This window comes from Ornithinimicrobium panacihumi (assembly GCF_052073805.1).
In the GTDB taxonomy this organism is placed as follows: domain Bacteria; phylum Actinomycetota; class Actinomycetes; order Actinomycetales; family Dermatophilaceae; genus Ornithinicoccus; species Ornithinicoccus panacihumi.
Genome location: NZ_JBQGWG010000022.1, coordinates 1 through 21,984, shown reverse-complemented (window position 1 = coordinate 21,984; position 21,984 = coordinate 1). Strand labels below are relative to the sequence as shown.

Annotated in this window: 11 protein-coding genes and 3 rRNA genes; 5 read left to right on the top strand and 9 right to left on the bottom strand. The window is 67.8% G+C overall.

The genetic code is table 11. The features are described 5' to 3' along the window. Window positions 1–21 precede the first annotated feature (21 nt). Entirely contained in the window at window positions 22–1,080 is a 1,059-nt protein-coding gene (locus ACTMMA_RS15265) for a MauE/DoxX family redox-associated membrane protein (protein ID WP_441190976.1), read from the top strand. Window positions 1,081–1,122: 42 nt separating this feature from the next. On the opposite strand, the gene glmM is transcribed toward ACTMMA_RS15265, so the two are convergent. Beyond that, window positions 1,123–2,469 (bottom strand): phosphoglucosamine mutase, encoded by a 1,347-nt coding sequence (gene glmM, locus ACTMMA_RS15260; protein WP_441190975.1) that lies wholly within the window; start codon window positions 2,467–2,469, stop codon window positions 1,123–1,125. Window positions 2,470–2,762: 293 nt separating this feature from the next. Here glmM and ACTMMA_RS15255 point away from each other — a divergent pair, with 293 nt between their 5' ends. Both ACTMMA_RS15255 and ACTMMA_RS15250 read left to right on the top strand, forming a co-directional pair. Further along, a complete protein-coding gene (locus tag ACTMMA_RS15255) occupies window positions 2,763–3,992 on the top strand; it encodes a S8 family peptidase (protein ID WP_441190974.1) in 1,230 nt (409 codons plus the stop codon). Window positions 3,993–4,271: 279 nt separating this feature from the next. Next, complete coding sequence (locus ACTMMA_RS15250; RefSeq protein WP_441190973.1) at window positions 4,272–6,023, top strand: S8 family peptidase; 1,752 nt, start codon at window positions 4,272–4,274, stop codon at window positions 6,021–6,023. A gap of 102 nt (window positions 6,024–6,125) precedes the next feature. Here the strand turns inward: ACTMMA_RS15250 and rpsI are convergent, their stop codons facing one another. Continuing rightward, the gene (gene rpsI, locus ACTMMA_RS15245) at window positions 6,126–6,629 is read right to left on the bottom strand and encodes a 30S ribosomal protein S9 (RefSeq protein WP_441190972.1); all 504 of its coding nucleotides are present in this window, start codon (window positions 6,627–6,629) and stop codon (window positions 6,126–6,128) included. Between the two features lie 12 nt (window positions 6,630–6,641). Continuing rightward, window positions 6,642–7,085 (bottom strand): 50S ribosomal protein L13, encoded by a 444-nt coding sequence (rplM, locus tag ACTMMA_RS15240; RefSeq protein ID WP_441190971.1) that lies wholly within the window; start codon window positions 7,083–7,085, stop codon window positions 6,642–6,644. Between the two features lie 208 nt (window positions 7,086–7,293). Between rplM and ACTMMA_RS15235 the strand changes: the two genes are divergently transcribed. Further along, window positions 7,294–8,487 (top strand): AI-2E family transporter, encoded by a 1,194-nt coding sequence (locus ACTMMA_RS15235; RefSeq protein ID WP_441190970.1) that lies wholly within the window; start codon window positions 7,294–7,296, stop codon window positions 8,485–8,487. After that, a complete protein-coding gene (locus ACTMMA_RS15230) occupies window positions 8,484–9,056 on the top strand; it encodes a helix-turn-helix domain-containing protein (RefSeq protein WP_441190969.1) in 573 nt (190 codons plus the stop codon). The genes ACTMMA_RS15235 and ACTMMA_RS15230 overlap by 4 nt, the downstream gene beginning before the upstream one ends. On the opposite strand, the gene pulA is transcribed toward ACTMMA_RS15230, so the two are convergent. From pulA to ACTMMA_RS15200, 6 genes are all read right to left on the bottom strand, one after another. Then, window positions 9,043–11,724, bottom strand: a complete 2,682-nt coding sequence (pulA, locus tag ACTMMA_RS15225; RefSeq protein WP_441190968.1) for a pullulanase-type alpha-1,6-glucosidase — start codon at window positions 11,722–11,724, stop codon at window positions 9,043–9,045. The two genes, ACTMMA_RS15230 and pulA, sit on opposite strands and share 14 nt — an antisense overlap. Beyond that, the gene (locus tag ACTMMA_RS15220; protein ID WP_441190967.1) at window positions 11,721–13,991 is read right to left on the bottom strand and encodes a 6-phosphofructokinase; all 2,271 of its coding nucleotides are present in this window, start codon (window positions 13,989–13,991) and stop codon (window positions 11,721–11,723) included. Before ACTMMA_RS15220 ends, pulA begins: the two co-directional genes overlap by 4 nt. A 57-nt stretch (window positions 13,992–14,048) precedes the next feature. Next, on the bottom strand, window positions 14,049–16,496 hold the full coding sequence (locus tag ACTMMA_RS15215; RefSeq protein WP_441190966.1) for an alpha-amylase family glycosyl hydrolase: 2,448 nt from the start codon (window positions 16,494–16,496) through the stop codon (window positions 14,049–14,051). Between the two features lie 81 nt (window positions 16,497–16,577). Beyond that, window positions 16,578–16,694 (bottom strand): 5S ribosomal RNA (rrf, locus tag ACTMMA_RS15210). Between the two features lie 83 nt (window positions 16,695–16,777). Next, window positions 16,778–19,906 (bottom strand): 23S ribosomal RNA (locus ACTMMA_RS15205). 406 nt (window positions 19,907–20,312) lie between these two features. After that, a 16S ribosomal RNA gene (locus tag ACTMMA_RS15200) occupies window positions 20,313–21,833 on the bottom strand. The 16S, 23S and 5S rRNA genes sit together here, the layout of an rRNA operon. Between the last annotated feature and the right edge of the window lie 151 nt (window positions 21,834–21,984).

Genomic DNA, 21,984 nt, shown 5'->3' with positions numbered 1-21,984 from the left:
CCGGTCACGTAATCTGGAGCGATGCAGAACGCCCTCGTGCTGGCTCCCCTGGTCCTGGCCGCCGTGCTGGTCCTCAGCGGCCTGGCCAAGATGCGCGACACCACATCGACGCACAGCGTCCTCCGGCTGCTCCGTCTGCCCGCGCCCCTCACGCAGCGATGGGTCGCCCGCGCCCTGCCCTGGGGCGAGCTCGCCGTGGCCGCCCTCCTGCTGACCCCGTGGTGGCCGGCCTACGCCCTCGGCGCCGCCGCCGCGCTGGGCCTGTTCGTCGCGTTCTGGGTCGTCGTGGCGCGGGCCATGACCTTCGACCCGCGCCCCACCTGCGGGTGCTTCGGACGCATCGGCGACCACCGGATCAACGCACGGACCCTGTGGCGCAACACCCTCCTGGTCGCGCTCGCGCTCGTCGCGGGGTGGATCGCGCTCCGTCGCGTGGCCGCGACCAGCCTCGTGACCGCCTTCGCCGGCAACGACTGGCTCTGGCTCCTCCTGGCCGTGGCGACCGCCACCGTGGCGGTCCTCATCCTGGGGACCTCCGGTATGCCGTCTCCGTCCCGTCGTGCGACGCGGCGCCAGGCCGGTGGCCCGCCCCACGAGCACGCAGGCGCAGGGCAGGGGGCCGAGGATGCGCAGGAGGAGCTCGACTACGTGCGCCGGCCGGTGCCCCGTGGGATCCTGATCGGTCGGGACGGACAGGCCGTGGAGCTGCAGACGCTCCCCCGTGCACGGGCCCAGCTCCTGATCCTGGTCAACTGCTGGTGCGGCCCCACGCACGCCGCCCTCGACCGGCTCCCCGCCTGGCGCGAGCAGCTGCCCGAGCTGGACGTGCAGATGGTCTTCGGCCCACGCCCCTTCGACGAGGGAGCCGCCCCGAGCGGAGTTCCGGGGATCTGGTGGGACCCGGGGCACCGGGTCTACGAGGCCCTCGAGGTGGGTGCCAGCCCGGGTGCCGTCCTCCTGGGTGCCGACGGTCTCACCGCCGGAGGCCCGGTCAACGGCATCGAGGAGATCGAGGCCTTCGTCGCCGACATCGAGGCCCAGCTGGCCGAGGCACGGGACGCGGCCGCGTCCGAGAGCTGACGGGGCCGCGATCCCTCTCCCGGGAGGCCCGGGACGTCCAGCTCAGAGGGCGAGCCGCTCCTTGACCACGGCCGCGAGCGCGTCGGCAAAGCCCTGGGCGCGCTCCTGGGTGTCCGCCTCGACCATGACCCGCACGACGGGTTCGGTGCCGGACTTCCGCAGCAGCACGCGGCCGTCCGCTCCCAGCTCCTCGGTGACACGGGCCACCTCGGCCTGGACACCTTCGTCACCCTCGACGCGGGTCTTGTCGACACCCTTGACGTTGATGAGGACCTGCGGAAGACGCTTCATGACGCCGGCCAGCTCGTGCAGCGGGGTGCCTGAGGAGACCACCCGCTGGGCCAGCGCAAGCGCGGTCAGCACGCCGTCGCCCGTGGTGCCGTGGTCCAGCAGGATGACGTGGCCGGACTGCTCGCCACCGAGGCTGTAGCCCTTGGCCCGCATCTCCTCCAGGACGTAGCGGTCCCCGACGGCCGTCTGGACGACCGTGATGCCCTCACGCTCCATCGCCTGGATGAGACCGAGGTTGCTCATCACGGTGGCGACGAGGGTGTCGTCGTGGAGCTGGCCCCGCTCGTGCATCGCGACGGCCAGGATGGCCATGATCTGGTCGCCGTCGATCTCTTCACCGTTGGCGTCGACCGCCAGGCAACGGTCGGCGTCGCCGTCGAAGGCCACACCCATGTCGGCGCCCCGCAGGCGCACGGCCTCCTGGAGGTGCTCCAGGTGGGTGGACCCTGCTCCATCGTTGATGTTGAGGCCGTCCGGGTCCCCGCCGATGACATCGACCGTCGCCCCGGCACGCCGGAAGGCCTCGGGCCCCACGGCCGAGGCTGCGCCGTGGGCCGCGTCGATGACGATGCGCAGGCCGTCGAGGCGTCCGGGCACCGAGGTGAGCAGGTGGTCGATGTAGAACTCCGCGCCCCGGGGGAAGGGCCGGATGCGCCCGACGGCCGCCCCGGTCGGCCGCTCCCACTCGCCGCCGAGCCGCTCGGAGATGCGGTCCTCGATCTCGTCGGCCAGCTTGTGGCCGCCACGCGCGAAGAACTTGAGCCCGTTGTCCGGCATGGCGTTGTGCGAGGCCGAGAGCATGGCCCCCATCTCGGCGCTCATCCGCGAGACCAGATAGGCGATCGCCGGCGTCGGGAGCACCCCGGCGTCCAGGACGTCCACGCCGGCGGAGGCGAAGCCGGCCATCACCGCGGAGGAGAGGAACTCCCCGGAGGCGCGAGGATCGCGACCGACGACGGCCGTGGCCCGCTTGCCGCCGAAGGCGCCCTGGCCGCCCATCTCGTGGGCCACGGCCACGCTCAGGTCCAGCGCCAACTCGGCGGTGATGTCCTTGTTGGCCAGCCCGCGCACCCCGTCGGTGCCGAACAGTCGTGCCATGTCTTCTCCTCGTCGTCCACGGTTGGGCCACCCGTGAGTATGCCCCACCTACCTACGCATGACCGGCGCGACCGGCCGCGGGGGCGGGCAGCGCGCTCGCCCTGGGTGGTGTCTGTGACCTTCCCCAAGTCTGCCCCAAGCAAGGGTCAAGAAGTTACCAAGGAGTAGTCAGGGTTCGGTTCTGATCGTGGCATTTTGCCGGTCTCGGCTTCCCTCGGACCATTCCGGTGTGCATGGGTGGAGATGTCGCCGCAAGAGCTGTGGCGGCAGTTCAACCACAAGGAGAAATCCACATGCAGCACTCCCGTAGCAAGACCCTCGCCGGCCTGGCCGGTCTGGCCCTGACCGGTGGTCTCGTGGCCCCCGCCATGGCCGCCGACAGCGGCGCTGCCGGCGCCGAGGCCGAGGGCACCTACATCGTGATGCTGGAGACCACGGCCATGACGGCCGCCCAGGGGGACCGACTTTCCACCTCCGCGAAGGTCACCATCGCCGGTGAGACGCAGCGCAAGGTGAGCCAGGCCGAGGAGGCCGGCATCGACGTGGAGCACACCTACGAGACCCTGGGTGGCTACTCCGCGGAGCTGAGCGCCGACCAGGCCGCCGACCTCGCGAAGGACCCGGACGTGGCCAGCGTCGAGCGGGACACCATCATGACCGCCACCCCGATCGAGGTTGCCGCGGCCTCCAGCTGGGGACTGGACCGGATCGACCAGCGGGACCTGCCCCTGGACGGCAGCTACACCAGCCCCACGACCGGTGACGGTGTGACCGCATACATCATCGACACCGGCGTCTACGCCGAGCACTCGGAGTTCGAGGGCCGCACCGGCGAGGGCTTCAGCGCGATCGAGGACGGCGAGGGCACCAACGACTGCCAGGGTCACGGCACCCACGTCGCCGGCACCGTCGCGGGCTCCACCTACGGCGTGGCCCCGGGCGCGAGCGTCGTGCCGGTCCGGGTCCTCGGCTGCGACGGCTCCGGGTCCACCTCCGGCGTCATCGCCGGCATGGACTGGGTCGCGGAGAACGCGGACGGACCCTCGGTCGCCAACATGAGCCTGGGCGGCCCCGCGTCCGAGGCCACCGACGCCGCCGTCGACCGCATGGTGGCCTCAGGCGTGACCGTGGCGGTCGCGGCCGGCAACGAGAGCCAGGACGCCTGCAACGTCTCCCCGGCGCGGGCCGAGTCGGCGATCACCGTGGGCTCCACCACCGAGACCGACGACCAGTCCGGGTTCTCCAACTGGGGGACCTGCCTCGACCTCTTCGCTCCTGGCAGTGACATCACCTCCGCCTGGATCGGCTCTCCGGAGGAGACCAACACCATCTCCGGCACCTCCATGGCGTCCCCGCACGCCGCCGGCGCGGCCGCGCTGTTCCTGGGCGCCAACCCGGACGCCGGCCCCTCCGAGGTGGTCGCCGCGGTGACTTCCGACGCCACGCCGGACAAGGTCCAGGGCACCGACCCCTCCTCGCCCAACCTGCTGCTCTACGTGGGCGCTGCCGACGAGACGCCATGATCCCCTGACCACGACGACTCTCCCTTGACCGGGGCCCGGTCGGAAGAAACCCTTCCGGCCGGGCCCCGAGCCACGTCCGCCGGCCCGTCCGGACGTGCTCACACCACCGGAAGGTCAAGACCTCTCCTGCAGCAGGTCAAGGCCTCTTCTGCAACCGGTCAAGAACGGGTCAAGAGTGCGTACAGGTTTGTCCAAGTCCTCCCCACGGACCCCTCCGCGGCGCAACAGTTTCCTTCACCGGCACGACGACGTGCCGGGCCCATCCCCAAGGAGAACCGCATGCACCGCACCGCTCGACGCACGCTTGCCGCCCTCGCCGGTCTGACCCTGACCGCGGGCCTGAGCGCCCCCTCCGGGGCCGCTCCCCAAGACCCTCTCGAGGGTTCCGTCTCCTCCAGCCGGTCGGTCCCTGCCCCGCTGCTGAAGGCCGACGACGCCGTGGCCGGCTCCTACATCGTCATGCTCGAGACTCCCGCCGCGGCCAAGGCCGGCCCGAGCGAGAAGGCCTCCGCGCGGGCTCATGCAGCGGTCGCGGCCGCGACCGAGAAGAAGGCCAAGGCCGCCAAGGGCAAAGGCATGAAGGTCAAGCACACCTACTCGGCCCTGGGCGGCTTCTCCGCCACGCTCACCGCCGCCCAGGTCGAGGAGCTGCGCAACGATCCGGACGTCGCCTTCGTCCAGGAGGACGGCATCGTCAGCGTCAGCGACACCCAGAGCGGCGCCACCTGGGGCCTGGACCGGGTCGACCAGCGAGCGCTCCCGTTGAACGGCAGCTATACCTACGACGCCACCGGCCAGGGCGTCCGCAGCTACATCATCGACACCGGCATCCTGACCAGCCACGGCGAGTTCGCAGGTCGCACGGCCTCCGGGTTCACCGCGATCAACGACGGCCGCGGATCCACCGACTGCAACGGGCACGGGACCCACGTGGCTGGCACCGTGGGCGGCACGCGCTACGGCGTCGCCAAGAAGACCACGCTGGTCCCCGTCCGCGTCCTGGGCTGCGACGGCCGAGGCGCCAACTCCGGCGTGATCGCGGGGATGGACTGGGTCGCCAACAACGCCACCCGGCCGGCGGTGGCCAACATGAGCCTGGGCGGGGGCGCCTCCACCGCGACGGACGCGGCGGTGGACCGGATGGTCGCGCGTGGCGTCACCGTGGTGGTGGCCGCCGGCAACGAGAGCCAGAACGCGTGCAACGTCTCTCCCGCCCGGGCCGGTGCGGCGATCACGGTGGGCTCGACCACGAGCAGCGACGCGCAGTCCGACTTCTCCAACTGGGGTTCGTGCGTCGACATCTACGCGCCCGGATCATCCATCACCTCGGCGTGGCACACCTCGACCTCCGCGACCAACACCATCTCCGGCACCTCGATGGCCTCCCCGCACGTGGCGGGGGCCGCGGCCCTCTACCTGGAGAAGAACCCGAATGCCTCGCCCGCGCAGGTGTCCGCCGCCATCGATGGTGCCTCCACCACCGGTCGGCTGAGCCGGCTGGGCAGCGGCTCGCCCAACAAGCTGCTCTACACCCCGGGCCTGACCGGCGGCGGGACGACGCCGGTGCCCGACCCGGAGCCCACGCCGGGCACCGGGGTGACCAACGGCGGCTTCGAGAGCGGGACGACCGGCTGGACCGGTGACACCGGCAGCATCGGCCCGGGCGGCTACGCGGCCCGGTCCGGGGTCAACAAGGCCTGGCTGGTCGGCTACGGCCAGACCCGGACCGAGCGCATCGAGCAGCAGGTGACCGTCCCCTCCGGCGGGGCGACCCTGGACTTCTGGATGCGGGTGGCCACCGCCGAGACCACGACCAGCACGGCCTACGACCGGATGCAGGTCCAGGTGGTCAGCAACGGCACCACCACCGTCCTGGGCACCTGGTCGAACCTGCACAAGTCCACCGGCTACGTGCAGCGCAGCGTCAGCCTGAACGCCTTCGCGGGCAAGACGGTGACCCTGCGCTTCATCGCCGCCGAGGACAGCGCGCTGGCGACCTCGTTCCTCATCGACGACATCTCGATGCGCTGACCGGCTGACGCACCGTCGTGGATGGCCGAAGGCCCCGTGGAGCAGTGCTCCACGGGGCCTTCGGTCCTGCTGAGGTCGAGTCGATCCCGTCTCGACGAGCGATCAGCGCTTGCTGTACTGCGGCGCCTTGCGGGCCTTCTTCAGACCAGCCTTCTTGCGCTCGGGGACGCGGGCGTCACGGGTGAGCAGACCGGCCTTCTTCAGGGCGGGACGGTTGAGCTCCACGTCGACGCCGTTCAGCGAACGGGCCACGCCCAGGCGGACCGCACCGGCCTGGCCGGAGGGGCCACCGCCGTGCACACGGACGAGGACGTCGTAGGCGCCGTCCAGCTCCAGGACGGTCAGGGGCTCGTTGACGATCTGCTGGTGCACCTTGTTGGGGAAGTAGTCCTCGAGGGTGCGACCGTTGATCTTCCACTCACCGGTGCCAGGGACGATGCGCACGCGGGCCACGGCCTGCTTGCGACGGCCGGTCCCGGCGCCGGGGGCCGACGCGGTCGGGCGCGGGGCGGCCTCGGGGGCGGCGGAGGACTCGGTGGTGTACTCGGAGACGGCGTTCTCGTCGAACTCGTCCGACTCGACGTCGAAGTTGGTGGTGTCAGTCATCTGCCAAATTCCTTACTGCGCGACCTGGGAGATCTCGAACGGGACCGGCTGCTGGGCCGCGTGGGGGTGCTCGGAGCCGGCGTAGACCTTGAGCTTCTTGAGCTGGGCCCGGCCGAGGGCGTTCTTGGGGAGCATGCCGCGGATGGCCTTCTCGACCGCGCGGGTCGGGTGCTGCTCGAGCATCTGCTCGTAGGAGACCGCGCGCAGACCGCCGGGGTAGCCGGAGTGGCGGTAGGCCTTCTTGTTGGCCAGCTTGGCGCCGGTCAGGGCCACCTTGTCCGCGTTGACGATGATGACGAAGTCACCGGTGTCCATGTGCGGGGCGAAGATGGTCTTGTGCTTGCCGCGGAGGAGGATCGCGGCCTGGGACGCGAGGCGACCCAGGACGACGTCCTCGGCATCGATGATGTGCCAGGTGCGCGTGATGTCACCGGGCTTGGGGCTGAAAGTACGCACGTGCGCTCAAACCTTCGTAGTCGGATGGGTGGGCAACTGTTCTAGTTTACCGACCCTGGTGCACTCGCCCAAACCTCGCATACGTGCAGGTCAAGGGCACTTTATCGGCTCCGGAGGAGCCAAATGCACTCCTAGTGTGCAAAACTTCTGTGCATTGCCGCGTCCTGCCCTAGTCTGGTCCCCGGCACTCCGACAGTGAAGGACACCCATGCCCGTCATCGCCCCGCTACGTTCCACCCGTCCCCGCTCCCCCGGCACCGGGCCTCGCGCAGTATCCCGCACGGATGGTGGCGGTGAGGCTGGTCGGCGCGACGCCGCCACCGGCGTCTCGCGCATGCCCCGGGGCGTGCTCGTCCTGCTCGGTCTGGCCCTGGCCTTCGGCGTGCTCATGGGCATCCACGAGCTGCGCTCCTACATCGCTCCCGTCTTCCTGGCCCTGAACCTGGTGCTGGCCGCCTTCCCGCTCCAGACCTGGCTCACCCGGCGCGGGGTCCCCCGCCCCCTGGCTGCGGTGGTGACCGGCACGGCCGTCTTCGCCTTCCTGGTCGGGTTCTTCTGGGCGCTCGGCTGGTCCATCGCCAAGATGGTCCAGGAGCTGCCGGCCTATCGCACGCAGCTGGAGGACCTCTACGACCAGGGGCTGGCGCTGCTGGCCCGCTTCGGGGTCGGCGAGGACGCCCTGGTGGAGCAGCTGAAGAATGCGCTCAACCCCGAGCGGATCATCAGCGCCCTGGGCGGGGTGCTCGGCAACGTCGGCGGCATCCTCGGTCTGCTGACCACGGCCGCGATCGTCATCTTCTTCCTCATGGTCGACTCGCTCACCGGTGACCGGCGGATGGAGCTCGTCCGTGGGCAGCACCCGCGTCTGGCGAACGCGCTGAACGCGTTCGGCGACGGCGTCCGACGCTACTGGGTCGTCACCACCGTCTTCGGCCTGATCGTGGCCATCCTTGACGTGGTGGCGCTGGTCATCCTGGGCGTGCCGCTGGCCCTCGCCTGGGGCGTGCTCGCCTTCATCACCAACTACATCCCCAACGTCGGGTTCGTCATCGGGCTCGTGCCGCCCACGCTGATGGCGCTGCTGGCCAACGGCCCGATCAACGCCCTGCTGGTCCTGGTGATCTACGCGGCCCTCAACTTCGTGGTGCAGACCATCATCCAGCCCAAGTTCACCGGGGACGCGGTCGGCGTCAACACCACGGTCACCTTCCTGTCCCTGATCGTGTGGGCCTGGGTCCTGGGCCCGGTGGGCGCGCTGCTCGCCCTGCCCGCGACCCTCCTGGTCAAGGCCATCCTGGTCGACGCCGACCCCCAGGCACGGTGGATCAACGCCCTGATCGCGGCCAACCCGGAGACGGCCACCGCGGACTCCACCCGGGACTCGGTGCTTCAGAACTCATGACCGCCGATCGCGAGGCCCTCCGGACCCTGGCCCACCCCATGCGCAGCAGGCTGCTTGCCGAGCTGCGGGTCCATGGCCGGGCCACGGCGACCGAGCTGGCGGCCGCGCTCGAGACGAACACCGGCGCTACCTCATACCACCTCCGCCGCCTCGAGGAGGTCGGCCTGGTCGAGGACACGGGTGAGGGCTCGGGACGTCGCCGCCTCTGGCGGGCGACCCCCTCCCCCGACCGCTCCGTCATCCGCGGGGGGATCGACGACGAGCCGGTCGACGAGGACGACGCGCAGGCCGCCGACTGGCTGGCCCTGGACTACCTGGCGCACTTCGGGGACCGGGCCCGCGGTTGGCTGGAGGACCGGGCCGACTGGGAGCAGTCCTGGCGCGAGGTGTGCGGCCTGGAGGACCACACGGTGCAGGTGACGGCGGAGCAGGCCACGGCCATGCGGGCCGAGCTGCTCGAGGTGCTGGATCGCTACCGCCGCGTCGGCCAGGGCAACCCCCAGGCCAAGCGGGTCGTCGTCTACACCTGTGCGTTGCCGGTGGGGCGGTCCCGCGCTACCGGGGCCTGACCAGCACCGCCGCGGTCAGCGCCGGCACGTGCACGGTCCCGCGCTCCCGATCCCACTGGGTCTCCCGCACGACGGGGTCCGCCCCCTCGCGCTGGACCGCCGACAGCTCCCAGTGCTGGTCCCGCAGCGGGGGAACCACCTGGTCCACGGCAGCCGCACCTGCGTTGAGCACCAGCAGCAGCCCGGAGTGGTCGCCGTCGACGAACGGCGCAGCGAGATCCTCCACGAGCATCACGACCGTCTCCGGCCGGCCGTGCACGGTGCCGGACACGGGGAAGCTGAGCTGGTCGAGGATCCGGTCCGCGCTGCCCAGCCGGAGCAGCGGCAGGTCCCGGCGCAGCCGGAGCAGATCCAGTGCCTGCCCGAAGGCGGTGGAGATGTCCTCGGGGGCGGGCGCGAGCCCGGGGGCCGAGAGCACCTCGGCCAGCACCGGCCACCGTCGTCCGTTGTCGGGCCGCGGGGGCAGGCCACGCCCGAAGCCGTTGTGCTGCAGGGTGAGATCCAGCAGGTTGAACCAGTCGCCGGACGCATAGCTGTTGCGGTCCAGGCTCTTGCTCCGCAGGATCTCGGCGCCGGCGTGCCAGAACGAGATGCCCTGCGAGAGCGTGACCGTGGCCAGCGCCAGGGTGTTGCGGCGGATCCGCTCGCTCATCGGGGTGTGGAGCGGAAGCTTGAGCAGCAGGGTGTCCCACAAGGTCTCGTTGTCGTGCGCGTCGACGTAGTTGACCACCTCCACCGGCTCCGACGCGTAGCCACCCGGCGCATCGCCGTAGCGCACCGTGCGTCCGCTGACCACGCGGCCGGTCTCCTGCGAGACCAGGCGCAGCTCGGCGAGCCCACCGCCCAGCCCCACCTGGAGCAGGTCGGTCTGGAGCGGCTCGACCGCGCCGGTGGCGAAGCCCAGGCCGGTGCGAGGGTCGTCGTCGTGCACGCTGCCACCCCGCACCGCGTCCCTGATCCGGTCGTTGAAGGTGCCGATGCCGGTCCCGGCCAGCTGACCCTGGACCGCTTGGTGGAAGCGCGCGTCGTCGGCGACCTCACCGAAGTTCCAGCCTTCGCCGTAGAGCGTCACGCCGGCACCGTCGACGCCGTGCTCCTCCAGCGTGAGCTCGTCGAGCGCCGCCCGGACCGCCTCCAGGTTCGCCCGGCTGTGATGTCCCATGAGGTCGAAGCGGAAACCGTCGACGCGGTAGTGGCGGACCCAGAGGACGCAGGCGTCGACCATGAGCTTGTGCCCCATCCGGTGCTCGGTGGCCAGATTCTGGCAGCAGGTCGAGGTCTCGACCCTCCCCTCCGGACCCAGCCGGTGGTAGTAGCCGGGCACCACGCGGTCCAGGACCGAAGCCCGCCCGAGGCCGGAGTCAGTGGTGTGGTTGTAGACCTGGTCGAGCACCACGCGCAGCCCCGTGCCGTGCAGCGCGCCCACCATCTCCCGCACCTGCGCCACGCGGCGGCCCCCGTGCGCGGCCCCGGCAGGCGCGGCGTAGGAGCCCTCGGGAGCCATGAAGTGCCAAGGGTCGTAGCCCCAGTTGAAGGCGTCCCGCAGCGCGGCCGCCCGCACCAGGCGCTGCTGCTCGGTGCCGGCCGGGTCCTCTGCGCTGAGGGTATGAAGCTCTGCCGGGTCCGGGGACTCCTGCAGCTCGGGGTCCTCCTCCACCGAGGTCAGGTCGAAGAGCGGGAGGAGATGGACCGTGGTGAGCCCCGCCTCGGCGAGCCGCCGCAGATGGCTCCGGCCGTGACCCTCGACGGCGAAGGCGCGATAGCTGCCGCGCAGCTCCTCGGGGACCAGCGGGTCGTCGCGGGAGAAGTCCCGCACGTGCAGCTCGTAGATGGCCTGGTCGACCGGGTGCGACAGCGCAGGCGCCGGCGTGGCGAGCCACTCCTCCGGTGCCCATCGCGGGTCCTCGAGGTCGACGAGGACCGAGTGGGTCGAGTCGATGGCCAGTCCTACCGACCAGGGATCGGTGCTCCGGACCTGGACGACCTTCCCGGCCGCCGGGTGGTGCAGCGTCAGCTCGAACTGGTAGCACCGGTCCCGCCACCCTGGCTGTCCGGTGACCGACCAGACCCCATCGGCGTCGCGGGTCATCCGGTGCCGGACCGGGTCGCCGGCGGGAGCCCAGGAGCGCTGCTGGTCCTCCGGCGGGATCCCCTCCCACAGGAGGAGCTCGACCTCGAGTGCGGTGGGGGCCCAGACCGTCACGCGGGGCACCCGGCCGCCCGGTTCGTCGCCGGCCCAGGTCACCCCGTAATCACGGTCGGGCGCGCCGGCGTAGAGGTCGTCGAGCACGTGCGGGATCTGGACGCCCGTCGTGAGCACGACGCTCTCCGGGTCCGCGGAGGTGTCGAGGGCGACCAGGCGCATCCCGCCCAGCAGGATCTTCTCGGCCGACCCCGCCGCCTCGGGGCCCAGACGCAGCGCGAGGCAGCCGGCCAGGTGGGGCACCTCCGCCCGGACGTCCATCGGCAGGCCGGCGACGTCCACGGTGAGGGGATGGGCCGTCGGCCCGGCCGTCGCGCCGGCCGGGTCGGGGACCTCCTCCAGCCACCAGCTGAGGTCTGACACGGCCACGCCGCGGGGCAGAGCGGTGGCGGGCAGGGCGAGCAGGTCGCGCCGGAGCCAGTGCGCCCGGGCGGACCGGGTGTCGTCGGCCACTCCTGGGCTCACGCGGGGTCGTGGAGGATGGGCAGCTGGACCTCGTCGATGTCCCCGAACCAGTCCGACACGAGTCCGCCGATCCGGCGCAACGGGATCCACCACTGGTCCAGCGGCCGGTCCTGCTCGGGGTGCATCTGCTCCTCGAGGAGCCCGATCGGCGTGACGCGCAGTCCGCCGTCGACCTCTCCGAGGTAGCACCCGGTCGCCTCGCCCGCGAACAGCTGGCGGCCCAGCTCGTCCAGCGCGGCACGGGCCAGCCGCGTGGCGAGCAGGCGATCGAAGGGGGTCGGGTCCGCGCCCTCCTGGACGTGGCCCAGGATGTTGCAGCGCACGTCGAACAGGTCCCCACCCTCCTCCTCGTAGATCCGGGCAGCGAAGTCGGTGGGGTACTGCTCGGCCGCGCCCTCGCTGCGAAGGACCAGGTAGAGCTGACGCCCGGCCTTGAAGGACTCCGTCATCCGCGTCGCGTCGGCGGCCAGGTCGGCCAGCGCCAGCTCGTCCTCGGGCAGGTGGACCCGCTCGGCCCCGGCGGCCAGACCGGACAGCAGCGTCAGGTAGCCGCACTCCCCGCCCTTGGTCTCGGCCACGAAGCACCTCTTGGTGGCGGAGGCGGAGGTCCTGATCTTGTCGAGCGCGTCGACCACCGTGTTGAGCGCGGTGTCCGCACCGATGGACAGCTCGGCCCCGGGCAGGTTGTTGTCGATCGTGGCGGGCAGGCAGACCACCGGGATCGCCAACCCTGGGTGCTCCTGGCGTCCACGGTCGAGGACCGCGGCGGTGCGGTAGGCGTCCAGGCCCCCGACGAGGACCAGTGCCTCGATCTGGTGCGCGGAGATCGCCTCCGCGATGGCCGGCAGGTCGGCCTCCGTCGCGATGGTCCGGCGGGTGCCCAGGACGGCCCCGCCCATCCCGACCCAGTCGTCGACCTCCGCCCACCCCAGCTCCCGGACACGCCCGTCGACGAGGCCGTGGAGCGAGCCCTCCACGCCGAGGATCCGCATACCTTCCTGCTGCCCGAAGCGGACCAGGGAGCGGACGGCGGCATTCATCCCCGGCGCCAGCCCGCCCGCATGGAGCACCGCGATCCGGGGCCCGGTGGGCTCGGCGGGGGGCTCGGACAGACCTGCCACCAGGCGTGAGAGCGCCGTGAACGAGCGGCCCCGGGCGATCCGGGCCGACTCGAAGTCCTGGGTCTCCAGTGCGCGCTTGACCGCGTTGGTGGCCTCCACGGCCGAGGTCAAGGACGAGATGCTGACGCGGTTGTGGCGCACGCCGACGATCCTGGAGACACCCCCGTGCTCGTCGGCGACCACCTCGCGGGCTGCGGCGAAGCCCAGCATGGTCGGCATCCAGCGGTCGTAGGCCGAGGGCCGCCCTCCTCGCTGGACGTGGCCGAGGATGGTGACCCGCGCGCGCTCACCCATGCGGTCGCCGATCGCCGCCTCGACGTCGGCGCTGGTGATCGGGACCCCGTGGCGGTCGGTGGCTCCCTCGGCGACGATGACGAGCAGGTCGCGCTGGCCCGTGGCCCGGGAACGCTGCAGCCCCGCGACCAGGTCGTCGCGCCAGGAGTCGGCCGGCGGGTCCTCGGGGACCAGGACCGTGTCGCAGCCTCCTGCGATCGCGGCCATGAGCGCCAGGTAGCCGCAGTGGCGTCCCATGACCTCCACCACGAAGGTGCGCTGATGGCTGGCGGCCGTGGAGGTGAGGGCGTCGAGGGCGGCCATGATCCGGTGCAGGGCGGTGTCCGCGCCGATGGTCATGTCCGTGCCGGCCATGTCGTTGTCGATCGAGCCGACCAGACCGACCACGCGCAGGACGTGGTGGCGGTCGCGGACCTCCGGTGCAAGATCGCCGGAGGCGACCAGCTCGTCCAGCAGACCCGGCCACTCCTGCCTCAGCTCCTCGGTGCCGCGCAACGAGCCGTCGCCACCGATGACCACGAGACGGTCGATCCCGTGCGTCACGAGGTTGAGGGCCGCCGCGCGCAGGCCCGCACGCTCACGGAACTCGGGGCACCGTGCCGTGCCCAGGACGGTGCCTCCACGGTGCAGGATGGCGCTGACGTCGCCCCAGCCCAGGGCCTTGACGCCGTCCCCCCCGCGGACGGCCCCCTGCCATCCCTCGAGCACGGCATAGGGCTGGCCGCCCAGGCCCAGGGTCGTGCGCACCACGGCCCGGATCGCGGCATTCATGCCCGGCGAATCGCCGCCGGAGGTGAGGATGCCCACCCGGGGGCCCAGGGACTCGGCATCGGTCTCGGTGACGGGCTGCATGGTCCCATCCTGCCTTCTGCACCGCGGTGTCGGGCACACCACCCCCGGGTCTGTTGCTCAGTCCCCCGGGGTGACCGTGATGACGTGGTCGGCGTGGTCGTAGACCACCCTCACCGCACCCCCGGACGGCAGCGCGATGTTGGCTCCGTCGGGGACCCCGTCGGCCCCGTAGTTCTCGTCCCAGGAGCCGTCCACGGCGATCTTGAACTCGTGGTCACCCGGCTGCAGCACCAGGTCGATCGACCACGTCGAGCTCTCCTTGTCGAAGGACAGTGCAGTCGACGCGCAGGCCGGGTCCCAGTCCTGGGTGCAGCCGGCTACCGCCTGGAAGGTGCCTGCCGCGACGACCTGGGCGGGCTGGCCCGGAGCCGCCGGAGCTGCTGCACCCTTGGCGTGAATCACCTCGGTGACCGAGGTGGCCGAGGACAGCGGTCCCCGCCACGGTCGCAGCACCGCCATGAGCTCGAGCTGCCCCTCGGGGAGCATGTCGGCGACCGGATATACCCGGTAGGGCGGGGCGTCGTCGGTGCCCAGGTGCGTCCAGTCCTCCTCGCCGGCGGCCCGTGCCAGGAAGGTCACCTCCCCCAACGGCGCCGGACCTTCTCCTCCGCCGACCTCCGCCATGACCTGGGCCCGCCCCTGCAGCTGGGACGGCGCGGCCAGGGTGATGTCGAGAACGTCCTCGACCTCGGGCACGGACCGGTCCGCCCTGAGCAGCACCACCCCCAGCGGGGGCACCGTCGCCGTGAGGCGGCCATCGGCGGCTACGGAGAGGTTGGCGACCTCGCCCCAGAGCAGCTCGAAGGCCGCACCCGGGCTGGCCGTGGGCACCTGCACCTCGGCGGCCTCGACACCGTTGTTGACCAGGACCAGGTGCTCGATCCCGTCCTCGATCAGGACGCGGCTGGCGGCGAAGACGCTGGGGGCCTGCGCGGTCGGGTGCACGATCTGGGCGCCCTCGGCCAGCACCGGATGCTCCTCCCGCAGACGAGACAGCTCGGCGATGTGCTGGTAGAGCGGGGCCGACCGGTCCAGGTGGCCCTCCTCTCCCAGCGGCTCCCCGTGGACGTCCTCCTGCGCCGCCCAGGCCTCGACCTGGGTGGGCAGCATGTCCTGGCGGGCCTGCTTGTCGCCGCCCCGTCCGACGAACCCTTGCTCGTCGCCGTAGTAGACCACCGGCTGGCCGCGGGTCAGGAACATCAGGCTGTGCGCCAGCTCGACACGGTCCGCGAGGTCTGAGTGCAGCAGCGCCGCAGGTGCGTAGAGGTGGGCCGCACGACCCATGTCGTGGTTGCCGAGGAAGGTGGGAAGCCCTGCGGCCCCGGAGTCGGCGTCGGTGTACCAGTCGTCCCCGTCGTAGAGCTGCTGCAGCCTGCTGGCCGGTGCGCCCTTGACGAACTCGGTGGCCGCGGCCTGGAAACCGAAGTCGAGGGTGGCCGGCAGTGCTCCCGCCGTCGAGTAGGTGCTCATCGCCGTCGGGCTGGCGTCGTAGACCTCACCGAACATGAAGAAGTCCTCATTGCCGACCTCGTCGGCGTGGGCGAGCAGCGCCGGTGCGAACGCCTGCCAGAACTCCAGGTCCACGTGCTTGACGGTGTCGATCCGGAAACCGTCGACACCGACGTCGACCCAGTCCTGGTAGATCCCGACCATCCCCTCCACCACCTCGGGCTGCTCGGTGGCCAGGTCTTCCAGGCCGGAGAAGTCGCCCAGGATCGACGACTCTCCCTCGAAGGTGCTGTTGCCCCGGTTGTGGTAGCGCTCCGGGTCGTTGAGCCACTCCGGCGCCTTGACGGACCCGTCCTCCTCCGCCCGGAAGACGGGGGTGTAGGGATCCTCGCCCGTAGGCCGGTAGGCGTACTCCCCCTCCTCGTAGTCGATGACGTCCGCGGTGTGGTTGGTGATGATGTCCAGGAAGACCTTCATGTCCCGCTCGTGGGCCTCCTCGACCAGGGCCTCCAGATCCGCCCGCGTCCCCAGGTGCGGGTCGACCGAGGTGAAGTCGGTGACCCAGTAGCCGTGGTAGCCGGCGCTAGCGTCCTTCCCCTCACCCTGGACCGCGCGGTTGGTCATCACGGGCGTCATCCACACCGCGGTGACACCCAGCTCCTCGAGATAGTCGAGGTTGTCCCGGAGGCCTTTCAGGTCACCACCGTGGTAGTAGCCCACATCGGTCGGGTCGAAGCCGTGCGCTTCCCGTCCTGCCCCTTGCCCCGCTGCACCTCGGTCGTTGCCAGGGTCGCCGTTGACGAACCGGTCCGGCAGCACGAAGTAGAAGCGCTCCCCCGTCAACCGCCCCTGGGACGCCGGACGGACGAGCGACTCCAGCGTCCGCTGGTCCATCTGCTCATCCTCGACCTGCCCTGCGTCGCTGCTCCCGTCCTCGGACGCGCTCCCGCCCTCCGGGGCGCTCCCGTCACGGGCGAACCACATCGCCAGCGCGACGACGGCCACGAGCAGGGCCACCACCGCGACGACCAGCCACCGTCGTGCTGTCCTCGACATTGGTGCAGCGTAGTCCTCTCCGCCCGGGGCATGACAAAGGCCCTGGTCAGATTTCTCCGACCAGGGCCTTTGCGAAGTGTGGTCCGGCGGTGTCCTACTCTCCCACACCGTCTCCAGTGCAGTACCATCGGCGCTGTCAGGCTTAGCTTCCGGGTTCGGAATGTGACCGGGCGTTTCCCTGACGCTATGGCCGCCGTAACATTATCGAGTTGTTCGAACATCTAGCCCGGGGGCGTGTTCGTATCCCGAGAGACCGTACAGTGGACGCGTAACATCTTTGTTGTTTTATGTTGTCGGCTTATTAGTACCGGTCAGCTCCACACATTACTGTGCTTCCACATCCGGCCTATCAACCCAGTAGTCTAGCTGGGAGCCTCTCCACCCCGAAGGGTGATGGAAACCTCATCTTGGAGTGTGCTTCCCGCTTAGATGCTTTCAGCGGTTATCACGTCCGAACGTAGCTAATCAGCGGTGCCCTTGGCAGGACAACTGACACACCAGTGGTTCGTCCATCCCGGTCCTCTCGTACTAGGGACAGCTCTCCTCAAGTTTCCTACGCGCGCAGCGGATAGGGACCGAACTGTCTCACGACGTTCTAAACCCAGCTCGCGTACCGCTTTAATGGGCGAACAGCCCAACCCTTGGGACCGACTCCAGCCCCAGGATGCGACGAGCCGACATCGAGGTGCCAAACCATGCCGTCGATATGAGCTCTTGGGCAGGATCAGCCTGTTATCCCCGGGGTACCTTTTATCCGTTGAGCGACGGCGCTTCCACAAGCCACCGTCGGGTCACTAGTCCCGACTTTCGTCTCTGCTCGACATGTCTGTCTCACAGTCAAGCTCCCTTGTGCACTTACACTCGACACCTGATTGCCAACCAGGCTGAGGGAACCTTTGGGCGCCTCCGTTACCTTTTAGGAGGCAACCGCCCCAGTTAAACTACCCACCAGGCACTGTCCCTGATCCGGATCACGGACCGAGGTTAGATATCCAGAACGACCAGAGTGGTATTTCAACGTTGACTCCACAACCACTGGCGTGGCTGCTTCACAGTCTCCCACCTATCCTACACAAGCCGTACCGAACACCAATACCAAGCTATAGTAAAGGTCCCGGGGTCTTTCCGTCCTGCTGCGCGTAACGAGCATCTTTACTCGTAGTGCAATTTCGCCGAGTTCGTGGTTGAGACAGTGGAGAAGTCGTTACGCCATTCGTGCAGGTCGGAACTTACCCGACAAGGAATTTCGCTACCTTAGGATGGTTATAGTTACCACCGCCGTTTACTGGCGCTTAAGTTCTGAGCTTCGCGCTTGCGCGCTAACCCGTCCCCTTAACGTTCCAGCACCGGGCAGGCGTCAGTCCGTATACATCGTCTTTCGACTTCGCACGGACCTGTGTTTTTAGTAAACAGTCGCTTCTCCCTGGTCTCTGCGGCCCTTGACGCTAACCCGCTAGGGGTTTCACGCCGCGGGCCCCCCTTCTCCCGAAGTTACGGGGGCATTTTGCCGAGTTCCTTAACCACGATTCACTCGATCGCCTTGGTATTCTCTACCTAACCACCTGAGTCGGTTTGGGGTACGGGCGGCTAGAACCTCGCTAGAAACTTTTCTTGGCAGTATAGGATCGCCCTGCTTCCCGCATACGCGGTCACTATCAAGCCTGAGGCACTGATGGGGCGGATTTACCTCTCCCCGGCCCTGCGCTCTTGGACGTGGACAACCATCGCCACGCGGAGGCTACCTTTCTGCGTCCTTCCATCGCTTACCTACTACACGCTCGGGTCACGCGCTAGACCGCCACGACCTCCACCCGAAGGTGAAGGGGATGCGACGGCTTCGGGCGTTTAGCATCACATGATTCGGTATTGGGCGGTTCTTCGCCGGTTCCGGAATATCAACCGGATGTCCATCGACTACGCCTGTCGGCCTCGCCTTAGGTCCCGACTTACCCAGGGCAGATTAGCTTGACCCTGGAACCCTTGGTTATTCGGCGGAAGAGTTTCTCACTCTTCATTCGCTACTCATGCCTGCATTCTCACTCGTGTCGGCTCCACACCTCGATCACTCGGGCGCTTCTCTGCCGACACGACGCTCCCCTACCCAGCAACACGCCTGGACCCACACAAGTGTGGGCCGAGCAAAGTGTCACTGCCACAGCTTCGGTGGTGTGCTTGAGCCCCGCTACATTGTCGGCGCGGAATCACTTGACCAGTGAGCTATTACGCACTCTTTAAAGGGTGGCTGCTTCTAAGCCAACCTCCTGGTTGTCACAGCAACTCCACATCCTTTCCCACTTAGCACACGCTTAGGGACCTTAGCTGATGATCTGGGCTGTTTCCCTCTCGACTACGAAGCTTATCCCCCGCAGTCTCACTGCCATGCTCTCACTTACCGGCATTCGGAGTTTGGCTGACGTCAGTAACCCGGTGGGGCCCATCAGCCATCCAGTAGCTCTACCTCCGGCAAGAAACACATGACGCTGCACCTAAATGCATTTCGGGGAGAACCAGCTATCACGGAGTTTGATTGGCCTTTCACCCCTACCCACAGCTCATCCCCTCAGTTTTCAACCTAAGTGGGTTCGGGCCTCCACGCGGTCTTACCCGCGCTTCACCCTGGCCATGGGTAGATCACTCCGCTTCGGGTCTAGACCCAGCGACTATGATCGCCCTGTTCGGACTCGCTTTCGCTACGGCTACCCCACACGGGTTAACCTCGCCACTGAGCACTAACTCGCAGGCTCATTCTTCAAAAGGCACGCCGTCACCAGACCGCAGTCCAGCTCCGACGGATTGTAGGCACACGGTTTCAGGAACTATTTCACTCCCCTCCCGGGGTACTTTTCACCTTTCCCTCACGGTACTTGTCCGCTATCGGTCACCAGGGAATATTTAGGCTTAGCAGGTGGTCCTGCCAGATTCGTACGGGATTTCTCGGGCCCCGTACTACTTGGGTGGTGCGATACGGAGTCGACAATATTTAAGCTACCGGGGTATCACCGTCTACGCCAGGCCTTTCCAGACCCTTCGCCTATACCATCGATTTCTTACTCCGCGCACGCGTGTCAGCACGTGCACACACACTCCCACAACCCCTCGCCTGCAACCCCTGACAGGTCATCACACAGACAAGGTTTAGCCTCTTCCACTTTCGCTCGCCACTACTCACGGAATCACATGTTGTTTTCTCTTCCTGTGGGTACTGAGATGTTTCACTTCCCCACGTTCCCTCCACACACCCTATATATTCAGGTGCGGGTGACTGGCGATGAAGCCAGCCGGGTTTCCCCATTCGGAAATCCTCGGATCAATGTCTGGTTATCGACTCCCCGAGGCTTATCGCAGATTCCTACGTCCTTCTTCGGTTCCTGGTGCCAAGGCATCCACCGTGCGCCCTTAAAAACATAAAAGCCACAAAGATGCTCGCGTCCACTGTACAGTTCTCAACATACGACCAGGCCAACCCCCACCGGCCCCAGCAACCAAGCTGGAACAAGCAAAGGCCCCGGACAACCAGAGACACCCAACCCCTCCACGACCCCGCCCAGGCCAGCACAACAGCCGGCACCACGAAGCCACGACAAAGGGGCCCGATCCCTCAGGACCCAACAACGTGTCAGCACCACCACCCACCAGCGACAGCCCCAGCTTTCCCCACCCCCAAAGAGGCCGTACTCACCAACCGGGCCACCACCAACAGCGGCAGCGACAGAATCTTGATGTTCCACCCAGAGCAACCCACCGTGGGACACTCGCCCACGCAGCAGGCCACAAAACCCACCCGACAAAACAGCCGGGGGGCGTGATGCTCCTTAGAAAGGAGGTGATCCAGCCGCACCTTCCGGTACGGCTACCTTGTTACGACTTAGTCCCAATCACCAGTCCCACCTTCGACAGCTCCCTCCACAAGGGTTGGGCCACCGGCTTCGGGTGTTACCGACTTTCGTGACTTGACGGGCGGTGTGTACAAGGCCCGGGAACGTATTCACCGCAGCGTTGCTGATCTGCGATTACTAGCGACTCCGACTTCATGGGGTCGAGTTGCAGACCCCAATCCGAACTGAGACCAGCTTTAAGGGATTCGCTCCACCTCACGGTTTCGCAGCCCTCTGTACCGGCCATTGTAGCATGCGTGAAGCCCAAGACGTAAGGGGCATGATGATTTGACGTCATCCCCACCTTCCTCCGAGTTGACCCCGGCAGTCTCCTATGAGTCCCCACCATCACGTGCTGGCAACATAGAACGAGGGTTGCGCTCGTTGCGGGACTTAACCCAACATCTCACGACACGAGCTGACGACAACCATGCACCACCTGTATACCGACCTTGCGGGGCACCCATCTCTGGATGTTTCCGGTATATGTCAAGCCTTGGTAAGGTTCTTCGCGTTGCATCGAATTAATCCGCATGCTCCGCCGCTTGTGCGGGCCCCCGTCAATTCCTTTGAGTTTTAGCCTTGCGGCCGTACTCCCCAGGCGGGGCGCTTAATGCGTTAGCTGCGGCACGGACCCCGTGGAATGGGACCCACACCTAGCGCCCAACGTTTACGGCGTGGACTACCAGGGTATCTAATCCTGTTCGCTCCCCACGCTTTCGCTTCTCAGCGTCAGTAGTGGCCCAGAGACCTGCCTTCGCCATCGGTGTTCCTCCTGATATCTGCGCATTCCACCGCTACACCAGGAATTCCAGTCTCCCCTACCACACTCTAGCCTGCCCGTACCCACTGCAAGCCCGGAGTTAAGCCCCGGGATTTCACAGCAGACGCGACAAACCGCCTACAAGCTCTTTACGCCCAATAATTCCGGACAACGCTCGCACCCTACGTATTACCGCGGCTGCTGGCACGTAGTTAGCCGGTGCTTCTTCTGCTCCTACCGTCACAAAAGCTTCGTCAGAGCTGAAAGAGGTTTACAACCCGAAGGCCGTCATCCCTCACGCGGCGTCGCTGCATCAGGCTTTCGCCCATTGTGCAATATTCCCCACTGCTGCCTCCCGTAGGAGTCTGGGCCGTGTCTCAGTCCCAGTGTGGCCGGTCACCCTCTCAGGCCGGCTACCCGTCGTCGCCTTGGTAGGCCATTACCCCACCAACAAGCTGATAGGCCGCGAGTCCATCCCATCCCGATAAATCTTTCCACCCCATACCCATGCAGGTTGGAGTCATATCCAGTATTAGCACCGGTTTCCCGGAGTTATCCCAGAGGAAAGGGCAGGTTACTCACGTGTTACTCACCCGTTCGCCACTAATCCACCCAGCAAGCTGGGCTTCATCGTTCGACTTGCATGTGTTAAGCACGCCGCCAGCGTTCGTCCTGAGCCAGGATCAAACTCTCCGATAAAAACCCTTAGATCCCTAAAAGAGAGCCAAGAACCTGACAAAAACCACCAGCACCCACCGCGGGGGGCGACAAGCACCAGTGGCCAAACAAAACAATACTTGGCATCAAAAAACTGACACGCTGTTGAGTTCTCAAGGATCGGACACACACC